This is a genomic window from Spirosoma sordidisoli, assembly GCF_004138325.1.
Lineage (GTDB): Bacteria > Bacteroidota > Bacteroidia > Cytophagales > Spirosomataceae > Spirosoma > Spirosoma sordidisoli.
Map to the genome: position 1 here is coordinate 18,941 of NZ_SBLB01000008.1, position 16,709 is coordinate 35,649.

Below are 16,709 nucleotides of genomic sequence, written 5' to 3' on the forward strand. Positions count from 1 at the left end.
CGCTTTAGTTCCGTTTCAGCACGATTTCGGCGAACTGATCGAGCGAGGCCGGGTTCCGCAGCGTGTCTTTGCTGGTAGCCAGGGTAGCGTCCATACCCGACAGCATCTTCTTGACGGGGGTTTCGAGCTTTTTACCGCTGATGGTATACGGCACATCGCTGATCTGGTAGACGGCATCGGGCACGTGCCGGGGGCTGAACTGGCTGCGCAGGGTTTGTTTGATGCGTTTGGTCAGCTCGTCGGTCAGTTCGACACCGTCGTGCAGCACAACGAAGAGCGGCATAAAATACTGCCCGCCCGGCTGCTCGACTCCTACGACCAGGCTATCGGCTATTTCGGGCAGGCTCTCTACGGCACTGTAAATTTCGGCGGTTCCGATCCGGACGCCGTCGCGGTTAAGAGTCGCGTCGGAACGGCCGTAGATGATAACCCCGTTCCGCTCGGTGATCCGGATGTAGTCGCCATGTCGCCAGATACCGGGGTAATCGGCAAAGTAGCTTTTACGGTATCGGTCGTTGCCGGGGTCGTTCCAGAAATAGATCGGCATCGACGGCATCGGCTCCAGAATTACCATTTCGCCCAGTTCGCCCCGCACCGGCCTGGCCTGCTCGTCGAACGCTTCTACCTTGCAGCCCAGCAACCGGCACTGAATTTCGCCTTCGTAAACAGGCAGCATGGGGTTACCGCCCACAAACCCGCTACAGACATCGGTACCTCCGCTGAACGAGATCAGCCAGACATCTTTCTTGATCGATTCATAGATCCACCGAAATCCTTCTGCTGGCAGGGGCGAGCCCGTTGAGCCGATGGTCCGCAGATAAGGGAAGCGGTGCGTAGCGGCCGGATTCAGGCCAGCGCGCAGGCAGGCCAGGTAATAAGCCGCCCCGCCCCCAAAGTGCGTAATGCGGGCCTGCTCGGCCAGACTCCACAGAATATCCATATCCGGATACCCCGGCGCCCCATCGTACAGCACCAGCGTAGCTCCCACCAGCATGGACCCGACGGCGAAGTTCCACATCATCCAGCCCGTTGTCGAATACCAGAAATAACGTTCGCCAACGCGTACGTCCTGGTGCAGACCGAGGGCTTTGAGGTGTTCGAGCAGGCAGCCGCCCACGCTATGGGTAATCGCCTTCGGTTTACCCGTCGTCCCTGACGAATAGAGTACCCAGATCGGGTGGTTGAACGGTACCGGCTCGAAGGTCAGCCCGTCGGGGGCGGGCGTTTGCAGGACGTCTTCCCAGAGGTCGGCCCGTTCGAGCTGGCTGGTTTCGTCCAGGTAGGGCATCCAGACCACCTGCCGGAGCGATGGCAGACTCCGGCGCAGCTCACGCATGGCCTCGGTTTTATCGATGGCTTTGCCGCCATACAGGTAGCCATCGACGGCGATCAGCACCTTGGGCGCAATCTGGCGAAACCGATCAACGATGCTGGCTGTCCCGAAATCGGGCGAGCAGCTCGACCAAACGGCTCCGATGGCGTTGGTAGCCAGAAAAGCAACCACCGCTTCGGGGCAGTTGGGCAACACCGCCACCACCCGATCGCCCACCCCAACGCCCTGCTGCCGCAGATACGCAGCCACAGCCGCAACCTGGTACTCCAGATCGGCCCACGACAGGGCCAGCAACCGCTGCCGGCGCGACTCGGGCCCTTCGGCTGCGTAGAGGATAGCGGGCTGGTTGCTCTTATGCCGGAAAATATGTTCGGCGTAGTTGAGGGTAGCGCCGGTAAACCAGTCGGTGCCGATCATGTCGGCATCGGTCGGTCGATACACCACCTGGGTATAAGGCGTTCGGGATTGCACATCGAAAAACTGCCAGATGCTTTCCCAGAAATCTTCGAGATCCGTAACTGACCAGTCCCACAAATCGTCGTAGTCGCGGAAGTAGAGGCCTTTTTTGACGAATAGCCAGTCGATGTATTTCTTCATTAGTGACTGACTGGCCGTACGCGAGTCGGGTATGTAGAGCGGGGTGAGTGTCGGGCGGGACATAAAAAGCGTGCTAAGGAATACGTTGTTGACAGAAGTTTTCGGGTGTAGCGGCTAATCGACTAACGACTAACGGCTCTTCTGGATTGTTTTTGTCATAAAATGCGTTTCTCTTCAGACGGCTTCGCAGGGGTTGTGGCGAAAAGCCGTAACTTTGCACTCCTTTTTTCTCCGTACAAACAATACAGCCTGATTATCAGCGCTTTTTACTTAGCAAAACAGTACACTTTACTGTATTTTTCCATGGACCAGGATTTTGATCAGAACAGAGCCGGCGGCCAAAAGCCGCGCCGTGATGGTGAGCAACGTTCATTCGGTCGTCGGGATGACGACCGGCCCCGCTTTTCCCGCGGCAGCGGCAGTGATGACGCATCACGCCCCCGCTTCAACCGGGATAGCAACCCTACAGATCGGCCCCGCTTTGAGCGGAACGACGAACGCCGGTCAGCCGACCGCGCCAATGACAGAGGAAATGACCGGCCTCGCCCGGCCCGACGCACAGACAATACCAGCGACCGGCCCCGCTTTTCGGACCGCAGTGGCGACTCGCGGAACAACGACTCCCGGAGTGGAGACTCCCGGGGTGGAGACCCCCGGGGTGGCCGCTCGTACGCCAATAAAACCGACCGGTTCGGTAACGAACGCCGGTTCAACGACCGCCCCGACAGTACCCGTACCGACCGCGACAGCCGCCCCGAGCGGTTTGATCGGAACGACCGGAGCCGCGATGACCGCAATACCGACCGGCCCCGCTTCGAGCGCAGCCGCGACGACCGCCCGGAACGGCCGTTTTCTGACCGGCGCAACCAGCCTGCCGGCGACCGGCCCCGCTTCGACCGCCGGAACGATGATTCGCGCAGCAACGACCGCCCTGGCGATCGGCCCCGTGTTGACCGCGGCCGCGATGACCGCAACACCGACCGGCCCCGGCCTTTTTCGGATCGGCGGAGTCGGTCTGACGAAGGGGCATCCGAGCGCCCGCGCTTCGATCGCGGCCGAAACGACCGGCCCGACCGCGCCGACAAACCAGCTTTCAAACGCGTAGGCGGCTTCAACCGCGACGCCGACGAGCGTAACCGTTCGTTCGAGCGGGGCAACGACGATCGGCCGCGTTTTGACCGCAGCCGCGATGAAGATACCCGCAGCACCCGCCGGAACGATGATTCGCGCAGCAACGACCGCGACCGGACCGATGGACCGTATAAATTTACGCCGGAGCAACGCAAGGAATCGGGCGAACGGCGCACCGGCCGCTACGAAAAAGCGCCCAACTACAATATCGACCAGCGGCCCTACGAACGCCGGTCGCGCCGGGAAGACAGCGAACCATCGCGCCCATCGGCAGACCGTTCTGCCAAAGCCGACCGTACCGACCGCAAAGCCCCGGCGCGCCCCGTCGACGATCGGTCGCGCACCAGCGAACCGGGCGATCCGAACACGACCCGGCTGAACCGCTACATCGCGAACTCGGGCGTTTGCTCGCGTCGGGAAGCCGATGAGCTGATCAGCAAAGGCGACATTACGGTAAACGGCAAAGTCGTAACCGAGATGGGTTTCCGCGTAAAAGACGGCGATACCGTGAAGTACGGCACCAAGGTGCTGAACCCCGAGCGCTTCGTTTATGTGCTGCTGAACAAGCCCAAAGATTATATCACCACCACCGACGATCCGGAAGAACGCAAAACGGTGATGGAGCTGGTAGCCGACGCCGGTAATTTCCGGCTGTATCCGGTGGGGCGGCTCGACCGTAAAACGACCGGTTTGCTGCTGCTGACCAACGATGGCGAACTGGCCGACAAGCTGACACACCCCTCGAACAACGTCCGCAAAATCTACCAGGTCGAAATTGACAAACCCATTACCGAAGCGGATTTCGAAACGCTGCTCAAAGGGATTGAGCTGGAAGACGGCCCCATCAAGCCCGATTCGATGAGCATCATCACCCCCGACGCGCAGGTCGTTGGCATCGAGATTCACTCGGGCCGCAACCGCATCGTACGCCGGATGTTCGAGCACCTGGGCTACGAGGTTACCAAGCTGGACCGGACCACCTTTGCGGGGCTGACCAAGAAAGAACTCCCCCGCGGCAAGTGGCGCTTCCTCGACCCGAAAGAGGTAGTGAAGCTGAAATACCTGAATTAGCGATTGAGATGAATGAACGATTGAGTGGAGGCATCTACCGTTTTTCCACTCAATCGCTCATTCAACCAATCACTCACTAGCTATGAATCACCTCTTCCCGTACATAGAGCGGACGCTGGTACACGCCAGCGTGACGATCAATGAACAGTACGAAGCGATGGACGATGTTACCCAGCTTGGCCTGGCGGGTCTGACCGTGGCGCCGTTCTGGGTAAAAAAAATCCGGCGGGAACTCGGCGACGATCATCCGGCGGTACTGTCGGCGGTGGTTGGCTACCCGTTCGGGTACCAGCGGACGGAGGTCAAGCAGCTGGAAGTTGAGCTCGCCCTCAAGGATGGCGCTACCGAGATTGAGGTGGTCATGAACACATCAGCGCTCTTCTCGCCGGCTTCGGTCTGGCTCAAAATCGAGGTAGCCAAGCTGGTAGCCATGGTTCACGCGCAGGAACGCCTGCTAACGGTTGTGCTGGACTCGGCCCTGCTGACCGATGACCAGCGCCAGCAGATGATCAAACTCGCAGCCGACGCCGGTGCTGATTTCCTCAAAGACCGGACCGGCGCTTTTCCATCGACTTTCTCGCTTGATGCCGCCCTTCGGTTTCGGCAGGAGGTCTCCCGCTCGGTCGGCGTCAAGATCGCGGCCGACGGAGCTACCCTCTCCGAGCTGGAAGCGCTGGTAGCGGCCGGGGTTGATCGGCTGGCCATCCGGTCGGTTCCGGATTAATATAACCGGCACATTAAGCCCCCCGATTCATTCTTAAAATACTGATAATCTGTCAGTATTGAACTTTGCGTCAGTTCTAACCGACTACTAATCTGACCCAAAGTTCATGAAAAAACTTTACCTGTGCCTTCTGCTGCTTTTGCCCCTTCTATCGTTTGGGCAGCTCTCGCCGGGCAGTATCGCCTTTACGGGTGTCAACGCTGACGGAACCGACAACTTCAACATTGTGGCCCTGGACGCCCTGCCGGCCAACACCACTATCTTTTTCCGCGACGACGAGTGGCAGAACCCGGGCTTCAATATCGGCGAAAGCATTCTGGTCTGGAACACGGGCGGAACCGTTATTCCGGCCGGTACGGTAGTGGCGTTCTCGAATATCAACCCCAGTCCGGCTTCGCCCGTGGTGGTGAGCGTCGGCTCGGCCACCATCAGCGGCAACCGGGGCCTCTCGAACGAGAACGATGCGCTGTTTGCCTACCTGGGCACCGATGCCGATACCCCGACCACGTTTCTGGGCGCCATCTCGAACAACGGCGTGGCGGCCAATACCTTCGGCACGCTGGCCGGAACCGGACTGACGCTGGGCGGCACAGCCCTGGCGCTAACCGGCGAAATTGCGGTGGGTATCTACACCGGTCCGCGTACGGCCATCAGCCGCAGCTGTTATCCGGTAGTCCTGAACAACCCGGTAAACTGGCAGGTACAGCCCAACAGTAGTGGCGATCAGTCTACCGATGGTATTGCCCCTGATCTGCCATTCAGCACGACGGCCTTTACGTTTGGCTCCGGTTGCCCGCTGCCAACGGTAGCCTTCAGCGCAGCCAGCCGGAGCGTCGGCGAAGCGTCGGGTACGCTTTCGGTAACCCTCGCCGTAACCAGCCCCGGCAGCTCGACCGGATCGGTACAACTGGCGCTCGGCTCCGCATCGGCCCAGAACGGTCAGGATTTTGTGCTGGCCACGGCGCCCGTGACCGTTACCATTCCGGCCAATACCAGCGCCGTCACGTACCGGATTCCGCTCATTAACGATGGCCTGCCCGAAGCCGACGAATACCTGACACTACGGCTACAGAACGGCAGTGGCGTACAGCTTGGCTCGGTCAGCTCACAGCTTGTTTTTATCCTCGATGACGACAAACAGGCACCGGCGCCCGGCTCGGCGCTCAGCCTGCAACTGCTGACCAGCTACCGCAACCCAACGGCCGGCTCGTCGGAGATTGTGGCCTACGAGAAAACCAGTAAACGGCTGTTTATCGCCAACTCGGTAGCCAACCGCATCGACATTGTCAACTTCGCCAACCCATCGGCCCCCGTAGCGCTCACGTCGATCAACGTAGCTGCGCTGGGTGGTAGCATCAACAGCGTTGCCACCCGCGACGGCCTTGTTGCAGCAGCCATCGAAAACACGAATAAAGTGCTGCCCGGGAAAGTGTTTTTTTTTGACCCGAACGGCCAGATTCTGAAGGAAGTAATAACCGGCTCACTACCCGACATGGTTGCGTTCTCGCCCGATGGCCGCTATGTAGTAACCGCCGACGAAGGCGAACCCAACGACGATTACAGCGTCGACCCCGACGGATCGGTTACGGTAATCGACCTGGCGGGTGGCATAGCCTCACTGACCCAGAGCCAGGTGACCACCGTCCGGTTCACCGCGTTTAACGATCAGAAAGCGGCTCTCCGCAGCGCGGGCGTCCGGCTCTACGGGCGAAAAGGCAATGTGGATAACGGGAGCAGCGTAGCCGAAGATCTCGAGCCCGAATACGTAACGTTCTCACCCGACTCACGCACGGTTTACGTAACCCTTCAGGAAAACAACGCGCTGGCCGTCATCAGCCTGACCAGCAAAACGGTATCGGCCATCAAGCCGCTGGGACTCAAGAACCACAACCTCGACAGCAACGCCCTTGACCCGACCGACCAGGGTGGCATACCGGCGCTGCAGAAACTGCCCGTGTTCGGCGTATATCAGCCCGATGCAATTGCTACGTTTACCTCGGGGGGCCAGTCGTACCTGATTACGGCCAACGAAGGCGATGCCCGCGAATACAGCGCCCTGAGCGAAGTGGTGCGGGCCGGAGCGGGTGGCTATGTACTCGACCCAACGGTTTTTCCGAACGCGGCCGACCTGAAAAACAATCTGCTGCTGGGACGCCTAAACGTGACGAACCAATCGGGCGATCTCGATGGCGACGGCGACTTCGACCAGATTCACGCGTTCGGGGCCCGGTCGTTCTCGATCTGGGATCTTAGCGGTAACCTCGTCTGGGACAGTGGCGATCAGCTCGAACGCATCACCCGCGCCCAGACACCCCTGCTCTTCAACGCCAGCAATACCGATGGCAACCCGGCCGTCAAAAATCGCAGCGACGACAAAGGCCCCGAGCCCGAAGGCGTTACAACGGCTATCATCAACGGGCGGGCCTATGCTTTCATTGCGCTCGAACGCATTGGTGGGGTCATGGTCTACGACGTGACGATACCCACCGCTCCGCAGTTCATCACCTATTCGGTAAACCGCACCGCACCTACGGCTACGGCCGCCACCGACGACCGGGGTGCCGAAGGCATCGTCTACATCGCGGCCGCCGACAGCCCTACCGGCAAAGGGCTGGTGCTGCTGGCCAATGAGGTCAGCAACTCGGTTTCGGTCTATCAGATCAGCAGCCCGGCCAGCAGCCTGTCGCTGGCGCAACCCGCCTACAACTGCGCTACGGGCCTGATCACGTACACGCCGGTGGGGGGCGATGGCTCACCGATTACCTTCCAGACGCCCGGTATCCGCAGTTCGGGGCCAACCAGCCTGACCGGTATTGTCGAAGCCGAACTACGAAACGACCCGAAACCCATTACCATCACCGCTACCCAGAGCGGCCGGTCAGTCAGCGTTACCTTCGATTTTGCCGCCTACTGCGCCGGTCAGAACCCGGGCAACGACCTGACGCTGCTGACACCCACGTACGACTGCTCGACCGGAGCCATCACGTTCGTAACGGCCGGGGGCGACGGCTCACCGATTACATTCTTTGCGCCCGGTATTCGTCGGGCGTCGGTAACGAGTCCGATCGGTACAGTTGAAGCCGAATTGCGGGGCGATCCGAAGCCGTTGTTCATTCAGGCTACGCAGGGTAACCGTACCGTCAGCACTACCTTCGACTTCGCGTCTTTCTGCGTGAGCCGCGCCCGGAAAGCCGCTGCGGAAGCCGAACTGGCCTTTACCGTCACGGTAGCAGGCAACCCCACCTCCGCAGATCAGGTGCTCGTTCGTGTGCGTGGAGCGGAGGGGCAGCCCCTGCGGCTGACCGTTCGCGATGTACAGGGCCGTACGGTAAGCGACCTGGCGGTAAAGCAGGCCGAAGCCATTGAGCAGCAGACCGTTGAACTGGGCCGCTCGTCAGGTCTGTACCTGCTGCAGGTCCAAACCCCCACCATGACCCGAACCGTGAAGGTAGTACGGCAGTAAATAGAATCGATACATACCCCGTCCCGATGACCGTTCGCTATCATGAATGATCATCGGGACATCTTTTTTTGGCTGAAAAGAACGTTTGGCTTATTTTAACCCTTGTTTACACCGCCTTCATCCTATGAAACTCTTTCCTTTTATCCTTCTTTTCCTAGCGACCATCTCCTCATTCGCTCAACCTGTTGTTTACCAAAGCTTTGAGACCGACAGCGCAGCTGAGCCCCGGGGCGGTATGCCCTCGCTGAGTACCTTTCTGCAAACGAATCTGCGTAAACCCATCGAAGCCGAGGCTCAGGGCATTGGCGGTCGCGTGGTTCTCTCGGGTATCGTGGAACCCGACGGACGACTGTCTGACATCAACGTCGTACAATCGCTGCGGCCCGATTGCGACCGGGAAGCGCTGCGGGTCTTCAGCCGGTTTCAGGCCTGGCGACCGGCCTATAAGAACGGCAAAGCGGTACGGCAGTTCGTCTCGATTCCGGTTACGTTCAAAGCCAGCAAGCCCTTCCCCTACGTAAATGGCAACCGGATCAGCTATTACGACGCCAATCAGAACCTGCTGCCCGACAGCAGCGACCTGGCCCGGTACAAACAGCTCACCCCGACCGACTCCAACGGGCTTCCCAACGGCAACATCCTTGTGTATCAGCTGAAACGGCAGGTCTGGAAAGAACAGGCAACCCTGCCGTTTGTCCGGAAACGGAGCGACCTATACAGCCGCTACGGAAAAGCGATTTATAGGATTGGGGTCGTACAACAGAACAACCAGTGGCAAGGCCGCGTAGCCGATGTCGACGAAACGGGCGCGCTGGTCAGACAGTCCTTCTACAACAATGGCGAACGGGTTGGCTATCAGCTCGACTACTACAGCAACGGCCTGGTAGCCCAGCGCTCCGACGATGCCAATGGCCTGTATGTCTTCAACGCCTGGCACCCCAACGGGCAGATCAAACAGATCTGGACCGCAGACAAACCCAAACCCGGAACCCCAAAAAGTCCGGATCAGGTTATGGCCTACTGGGACAGCACCGGCCGCCAGCTCGTCACCGAAGGCAACGGCAGCGGCTCCTTCACCGAGCTGGTACAGTCGAAGCTTGACTCTACCCGGCAGACGTTGTTCATCGAAGAAGGCACCTACGCGGGCGGGCTGCGGGAGGGTCGCTGGACCGGGCGCTACGCCGATGGGTCTTACGTTTACGAAGAGCAGTACGAGAAAGGTATTTGCCAAACAGGTAAAGCCAGGACGGCCGGGCAGGATACGGTCCGGTATACCCAACGCGAGCAGCAACCCGAATTTGCAGGCGGGATGCAGGGGCTGGGCCAGTTTCTGGCCAGTACGTTACGCTATCCGCCCGATGCGCAACGGGCGCACGTGCAGGGCCAGGTCATGATTAGTTTCGTGGTCTGCACCGACGGCACGCTCTGTGATTACGAAGTTGTCAAGCCACTACATCCCGCCATCGACCAGGAAGCCCTGCGCGTTGTCAAAGCCATGAATGGTCGCTGGAAACCAGGGGCTCAGCGCGGCCAGAACGTGCGGGTTCAGTATCGTATGCCCATCAATTTTGCGCTGGAGTAAGATTACTGCGAGTAGCCTCCCCACTACGCTTATTTGTCGGTCGTATCCATAGAGCGATGGCTAAGTTACAGCCGAATCTACTCCTGACATATCAAATTTTTAACGAGAGGTCGACTGTGAAGATGCAAGACCATTAGTATACAATTTTTTAATTTGTGTACTAATACAGTAATTTGACATTCTTCATACTATCCGCCTTTCTTATGAAATTGGTACGCTTTTTTATACTGCTGCTGATACCAGCATGCGGATTTTGCCAGTGGCCGGTTTACAAGTCTTTTGAGGTCGACACTGCGGCCCGGCCCCAGGGTGGCCCCGAAGCACTTCATTCCTTCCTGCTCACTAATTTTCGGATGCCACTGGCAGCCGGAGCGGCTGGCCTTAGCGGTCGTATCATCCTGGGTGGTATTGCGGAACCAGATGGTCAGATCAGCAACGCAATTATCATACGCGGTCTGCGGCCCGACTGCGACCGGGAAGCGCTGCGGGTCTTCAGGTTGTTCAATGCCTGGAAACCGGCCTTGAAAGCAGGACAGCCGGTACGTCAGGAGGTTGTTTTTCCGCTCATCATCAAGGCAGGCCCCCCGCTCTACGAGTATGCCGACGGTCAGTGTACTACCTATCTCGACGAGCAATTCAGTCCTGTCCAGCCTGGTAGTAGTCTAGCCCGGTACAAAGAAGTATCGCACCCGGACAGTACGGGCTTACCAACGGGCGATGCCGTTATTTATGAGCGCCATGGCAAACGCTGGGCTGAAAAACTAACGCTTAAGCTGGTTCGGGAGGAGCAGTCCGACACATCGCCTGACGGGCAGTTGATATACCGCATCGGCCTTAAAGCCCCGAATCACCAATGGCAGGGTCAGGTCTATGATTATACAGAGACCGGTCGCCGGATCGCTATCCGCAGCTTCACCAATGGTAACCAAACCTCCATTAATCGATTTGATCAGCATGGGATGCTGGTTGAGTCGGAACAGGATATAGCCCAGTCCAACAGTCAGGAGCCAGTGCAACAGACGCGGTGGCGATGGTACAGCAACGGCCAGCAGGAATCCATCGCTACCATCAATCGCTATAATCAATCGCGCGCCAAAGCCGAAAAATTCGAATCGATCTGGGATGCGTCGGGAAAGCAGATGGTGGCGGAGGGCAACGGACGGGCCATAATTCGCTCCCGCGTCGTTTCGAGAGCACCTCGTAAGCCTCCCATTGACATTATGGAAGAAGGTTCTTTTACCGATGGTTTCCGTGATGGCGTCTGGACGGGGCGTTATGCCGATGGGTCATTTTTTTACGAAGACCGTTACGATAAAGGCGAAGACCTGGGCGGCAAAGCGGTGGTTGGCACGCGAGATACCCTGCGCTATGCCAAAATTTACCAGCCTCCTTCTTTCAAAGGCGGTATGGCCGCACTGGGCGACTTCCTGAACAACACGTTACGCTACCCGGCCGAAGCACAGCGACGCGGAGTACAGGGCCGCGTTGTTATCGGTTTTGTGATCAGCGAAGAAGGGGCTGTAGACGACATAACAGTAATTCGGGGACTGGGCTACGGTACCGATGAAGAAGCGGCACGGGTGGTCAAATGGAGCAGTAGCCGCTGGACACCGGGTTATCAGCGCGGTCAGCCTGTGCGGGTGACGTATGTTCTGCCCATCAACTTTAGCCTGTAAGTTCCGATAAATACCCGGCGGTTATTGTGGTCACAAACATCCGGCGTGGAAAGCCGACCATCTGTTCGTAAATTTGCCCGATAACCTCCGGCACGAGATGTCCCTCAAGCAAGTTCCCCTTCATCATATTCATCAGCAACTAGGCGCGAAGATCGTGCCGTTTGCGGGCTTCGAGATGCCCGTTCGCTACTCGTCCGACCTCGATGAGCACCATACCGTCCGTAACGGCGTTGGCGTATTCGACGTATCGCACATGGGCGAGTTCATCGTCAAAGGCGATGACGCGCTGGCCCTGATTCAGCGGGTGTCGGCCAATGACGCCAGTACGCTCTTCGATGGCAAGGTGCAATACAGCTACCTGCCCAACGGCCGGGGCGGTATCGTAGACGATCTGCTCGTTTACCGGATCAGCGAAATAGAGTACATGCTCGTTGTCAACGCGTCGAACATCGAAAAAGACTGGAACTGGATCAACCAGTACGTGCGCGACACCGATAACCTGACGCTCGTGAACGTATCGGACGATATGTGCCTCTTTGCGGTACAGGGTCCGATGGCGGCCAAAGCGCTGGAGTCGCTGACCCCCGCCGATCTGGAAATGACGTATTACACCTTCGAGAAAACGGATTTTGCGGGCATGGCCAACGTCATCGTGTCGGCAACGGGCTATACCGGCGCGGGTGGTTTCGAGATTTACGTGTCCAACCACCAGGCCGAAACCGTCTGGAACGCGATCATGGAAGCCGGAGCACCCTATGGAATCAAACCCATCGGCCTCGGCGCCCGCGATACCCTCCGGCTCGAAATGGGCTATAACCTCTACGGCAACGACATTACCGACGACACCTCGCCTATTGAAGCCGGGCTGGGCTGGGTCACCAAATTCACCCACGAATTTGTAGATGCCGATGTGCTGAAACAGCAGAAAGAGCAGGGCGTTCCGCGCAAGCTGGTTGGCTTTACCATGATTGACCGGGGTATTCCGCGCGGCCACTATGCACTCTGCGATGCCGACGGCAATACCATTGGCGAAGTAACGTCCGGCACGCAGTCGCCCACGCTCGGCAAAGGCGTAGGCCTGGGCTACGTACCTACCGCCCTGAGCAAACCCGGTACCGAAATCTTCGTAAACGTGCGCGACAGACTCCTGAAGGCCGAAGTCGTAAAGCCCCCCTTTGTCCGGCGCTGAGACCTCACGGCCCGGCCGCCAGCCAATCGATTCATCTAAACACGGTCTAACTCATACCGATGGGCGGTAGTGACACTACCTGCCGCCTATCGGCCAGCGACATACATGAAACACATTGACGTTTGTTTAACCCCGGATCTGCTGCATCTACACACGGTTGAAAACACCATCGTAGTCGTTGCCGACGTTTTCCGGGCTACTTCCTGCATGGTGACGGCGTTTGCCTATGGAGTGAAAACCATTGTACCGGTAGCGACCATCGAAGAATGTCAGCAGTGGCAGGAGCGTGGGTATCTGGCCGCGGCCGAGCGTAACGCGCACCGGGTCGACGGTTTCGAACTCGACAATTCGCCGTTCACGTATATGGACGAGCAGATTCGGGGGGCCAACGTGGCCATGACAACTACCAACGGTACGCTGGCCATCACCAAATCGCGGTCGGCGGTAAAAGTGCTGGTCGGCTCGTTCCTGAACCTCGACGCGGTGGCCCGTTTCCTGAAAACCGAGCCTTACGACGTCATGGTGCTGTGCGCGGGCTGGAAAGGCCGCGTCAACCTGGAAGACACCCTCTTCGCCGGCGCCCTCATCGACCGGCTCAAAGACAGCTACGCCCTGGCCGAAGACAGCGCTATTGTAGCGCACCGGCTCTACTGCGACGGGAAAGAAAACCTGGTCGGCTACATGGCCAATGCCTCACACATCCGCCGACTCCAGCGGCTCGGCATCCAGAAAGACATCACCTACTGCCTCCAGCATGACCTCTACGACGTCGTCCCCGTCCTCCGCGGCAACGCACTCGTAGCCATGGAAATGTAAAGGGAGTGATGAGTTAGTAGTGATGAGCGATGAGCGGGTGCCGGTCGCGTCCCACTCATCGCTCATCACTACTAACTCATCACTTATAACCCTTCTCCCAGCAGTCGTTTCAGTTCGAGCTGGTTGAGCAGGAGCTGGTATTTGAAGTTGAGTCGGCCCAGTTCGGCTTCTTCGACGCCGGTTTCGGCGCTTTGTAGCTCTACGTTCGTGATCACTCCGTTGCGCAGCCGGGCATTGGCGATGGTGAGCGCCTGACGCGCCTGCTGCACCTGCGTTTCGAGGTTGGCCAGGCGGGTCTGGTTGCTGCGGATGTCGGCGTTGAGCTGGGCGAGGTTCTGCCGAAGCTGCGCATTGGCGGTTTCTACGGCGTAGCGGCTGGCGTTCAGATTCAGCTGGGCGGCCTGGTTCTGTAACTGATAGCGCTTACCGGCGTAGAGAGGAACCACCACCGCAACACCGGCCGCCAGATTGGCACGCGGCTGCTCTACGTTGAGCGGATAGCCGTTTTTGAACCCCGCATTCCCGCTGAACCCGATGCTCGGCTTACCCGCCCGGCTGTTGACCAGAATTTCGGTTTCGGCCGCGCGGAGCCGGTCCTGCGCCAGCTGCACATCTTTGTTAGTCGCCAGCACCGGAGCCAGGTCGCCGTCGAGGTTGTAGGGCTGGGTGGCGCTGCTGGCCGCATCGGTCAGGTCGAACTGGGTAATGGCCTGGCTCACGTCCGGACTGGGATTGCCAGTCAGGAAGGTCAGCGCAGCCAGTTGCCGCTCCAGCAGGTTCTGAATCTCGATCCGGCGGTTTTGCGCGGCTTTTACCCGAACCGTCTGCGTCAATACGTCGTATTGCAGCGCATCGCCATTCTGCAGCCGCGTTGCCAGGAGCCGCACGTTGGCCCCGGCAGTCCGGATTACCGAATCCTGCACAACCAGGCTCCGCTGCAGAAAGCCCACCCCATAATAGGCTGCCGCTACCTGAAAGGCCAGGTTCTGCTGCGTAATCTCCAGCCCCCGACGCAACACCTGCACGTTGTCGGCAGCCTGCCGGACCGACGCGTCCGTTCGGCCAAAGTCGTAGATGGTTTGCCCGATCGATACGTTGCCGTTGAGGTTGTTGTTGGGCGCCAGCTTTAGCGTAGCATCCTGCCCGTTGACCGGAAAAGTCACCTGCGGAACGGGGGTCAGGTAGGTATAGCTACCGTTCAGGTTAACGGTGGGGCGTAATGCCGTACGGGCAATATCGACCCGCAGCTCGCCCGCCCGAATCAGCTCCTGCTGCTGCCGGAGCACGGGGTAGTTCGTGTTGGCCTGCTGAAGCAGCGCCCGCAGGTCGGCAGGCACCGGAACCGGCTGAGGCTGCTGCGCCCGAACGCCACTGGCCGTTAGTAAGGCTATACAGACAAGGTAATTTAACTGCATACGAATACGTGTTTGTCAGCCCCGGCGGGTTGCGGCATTATGAGGATATGCGGTCGGCAGTACTGACTATCTGTGTGGGCATATCCGGCCATGCATACCGCTCCCGGGAGCCAGGTACTAGTGAGCGGCATCGGCTACTGCTTTGGCAGCGGCCGGGTCCATTTTTTTGTTTTTCAGTAAGAACAGCAGCGGAAACGACACCACGAAGAACAGCCCCGCCAGCCGGAATGTGTCCAGGTACGAGACCATCAGCGCCTGCTTCTGAATAATCAGATCGAGGTTTCGGTATGCCCCCGTCGTGGCATCGAACGCATTGACGCCCCGCGCAATCAACCCCTGCGTGAGCGCGTTGAGCCGTTCGGTCAGGAGCGGGTCGCCGGGTTGCAGGTTCGACACCAGGTCGCCCCGGTGAACGGCGCTGCGCTGGGTGACGTAGGTATTTGTGATGGCTACTCCGAAGGCCCCACCCAGCTGCCGCATCATGTTCACGATGGCGATACCCGTGGGCAACTGCCGCGGCTCGAGCGTCGATACCGACTGGTTGATAAGCGGCACATTGACCAGCGCCAGCCCGATGCCCCGAATGATCAGCGCCCCGATGAAATCGCCATTCGACGCGTCCATGTTATAGGTCGACATCGTAAAGCAGAACGCAGCGAAGGCAATGTAGCCAAAGACCACGATCAGCCGGGGTGAGGTTCCTTTGGCCAGCAGCCGCCCCGTCAGCGCAAACATCGGCAGGGTAATAAGCCCGCCCGGAATCAGGAGTTTGCCGGTCTGGGTCGCCGTCATGCCGATAATTCGTTGCGCAAACAGCGGATACAGCAATACCGACGTAAACAGCCCGTAGCCAACCACAACGATCAGCAGTGAGCCAACCACCAGGTTTCGGTTCTTGAGCGTGCGCAGATCCACTACCGGCTCGCGGGTGCCCCGCAGCTCCCACCAGACAAACAGCGGCAGCGTCACCGCAGCGGCAAAGGTCAGGCCCGTAATCAGCGAACTATCGAACCAGTCGTCGGCTTCGCCCCGCTCCAGCACATACTGCAAACTACCTACCCCAACGGCCAGTAGCAGAATACCGAACTGGTCAATTTTGATAGCAGCGCGGTTAATATTCAGCTCTTCTTCTTTTTTGTCGATGAAGGCCGAGCTGAGCATGACGGCCACAATCCCGATCGGCACGTTGATGTAGAACATCCAGCTCCAGTGGTAATTATCGATGATGTAGCCCCCGAGCGTAGGACCGAGCGTGGGGCCCAGCACAATACCCATCCCGAACAGGGCCGACGCCGTGGCCCGCTGCGAAGGCGGAAACGCATCATACATCAGCCCTTGCGAGGTCGACAGCAACGCCCCCCCGCCAACGCCCTGCAGGAACCGGAAAAACACCAGCATCCACAAATTGTCGGACAGGCCACAGCCGTACGAGGCCAGCGTAAACAGGAAGATAGAGCCGATGTAGTAGTTTTTGCGGCCGAAGTACCGCTGCAAAAAACTCGTCATCGGAATGACGATCACGTTGGCGATGGCATAGGACGTCACCACCCACGATACATCTTCGATCGTAACGCCCAGATTACCGGCAATGTCGGTCAGACCCACGTTTACGATCGAGATGTCGATCAGTTCGATTATAGCTGCCGAAATGGCCGTGATCACCACGATCCACCGACGAAACCCGGTTGGTTGATTCATGTTCTAGGCCTGAA

Annotated in this window: 10 protein-coding genes; 7 read left to right on the forward strand and 3 right to left on the reverse strand. The window is 58.8% G+C overall.

Annotated features, from left to right (window positions below):
• Positions 1 to 4: 4 nt before the first annotated feature.
• Positions 5 to 1,993, reverse strand: a complete 1,989-nt coding sequence (locus tag EQG79_RS24300) for an acetoacetate--CoA ligase (protein ID WP_129605019.1) — start codon at positions 1,991 to 1,993, stop codon at positions 5 to 7.
• 240 nt (positions 1,994 to 2,233) lie between these two features.
• Between EQG79_RS24300 and EQG79_RS24305 the strand changes: the two genes are divergently transcribed.
• The 7 genes from EQG79_RS24305 to EQG79_RS24335 all read left to right on the forward strand — a co-directional run bounded on the left by EQG79_RS24305 (position 2,234) and on the right by EQG79_RS24335 (position 13,582).
• Complete coding sequence (locus EQG79_RS24305; RefSeq protein WP_129605022.1) at positions 2,234 to 4,132, forward strand: pseudouridine synthase; 1,899 nt, start codon at positions 2,234 to 2,236, stop codon at positions 4,130 to 4,132.
• An 82-nt stretch (positions 4,133 to 4,214) separates the two neighbouring features.
• Complete coding sequence (locus EQG79_RS24310; RefSeq protein WP_129605025.1) at positions 4,215 to 4,856, forward strand: deoxyribose-phosphate aldolase; 642 nt, start codon at positions 4,215 to 4,217, stop codon at positions 4,854 to 4,856.
• Positions 4,857 to 4,962: 106 nt separating this feature from the next.
• Positions 4,963 to 8,319: a choice-of-anchor I family protein gene (locus EQG79_RS24315; RefSeq protein ID WP_129605028.1), complete on the forward strand. Its 3,357-nt coding sequence runs from the start codon at positions 4,963 to 4,965 to the stop codon at positions 8,317 to 8,319.
• Positions 8,320 to 8,443: 124 nt separating this feature from the next.
• A complete protein-coding gene (locus EQG79_RS24320) occupies positions 8,444 to 9,901 on the forward strand; it encodes a TonB family protein (RefSeq protein WP_129605031.1) in 1,458 nt (485 codons plus the stop codon).
• A 203-nt stretch (positions 9,902 to 10,104) separates the two neighbouring features.
• Positions 10,105 to 11,577, forward strand: a complete 1,473-nt coding sequence (locus tag EQG79_RS24325) for an energy transducer TonB (protein ID WP_129605034.1) — start codon at positions 10,105 to 10,107, stop codon at positions 11,575 to 11,577.
• A gap of 97 nt (positions 11,578 to 11,674) precedes the next feature.
• A complete protein-coding gene (gene gcvT, locus EQG79_RS24330) occupies positions 11,675 to 12,766 on the forward strand; it encodes a glycine cleavage system aminomethyltransferase GcvT (RefSeq protein WP_129605038.1) in 1,092 nt (363 codons plus the stop codon).
• A 105-nt stretch (positions 12,767 to 12,871) separates the two neighbouring features.
• Positions 12,872 to 13,582 carry a 2-phosphosulfolactate phosphatase gene (locus EQG79_RS24335; RefSeq protein WP_129605041.1) on the forward strand — a complete coding sequence of 237 codons (711 nt, stop codon included), beginning with the start codon at positions 12,872 to 12,874 and terminating at the stop codon, positions 13,580 to 13,582.
• A gap of 83 nt (positions 13,583 to 13,665) precedes the next feature.
• On the opposite strand, the gene EQG79_RS24340 is transcribed toward EQG79_RS24335, so the two are convergent.
• Together EQG79_RS24340 and EQG79_RS24345 are read right to left on the reverse strand one after the other, a co-directional pair.
• Positions 13,666 to 14,997, reverse strand: a complete 1,332-nt coding sequence (locus EQG79_RS24340) for a TolC family protein (protein WP_129605044.1) — start codon at positions 14,995 to 14,997, stop codon at positions 13,666 to 13,668.
• A 117-nt stretch (positions 14,998 to 15,114) separates the two neighbouring features.
• Complete coding sequence (locus tag EQG79_RS24345; RefSeq protein ID WP_129605047.1) at positions 15,115 to 16,695, reverse strand: DHA2 family efflux MFS transporter permease subunit; 1,581 nt, start codon at positions 16,693 to 16,695, stop codon at positions 15,115 to 15,117.
• Between the last annotated feature and the right edge of the window lie 14 nt (positions 16,696 to 16,709).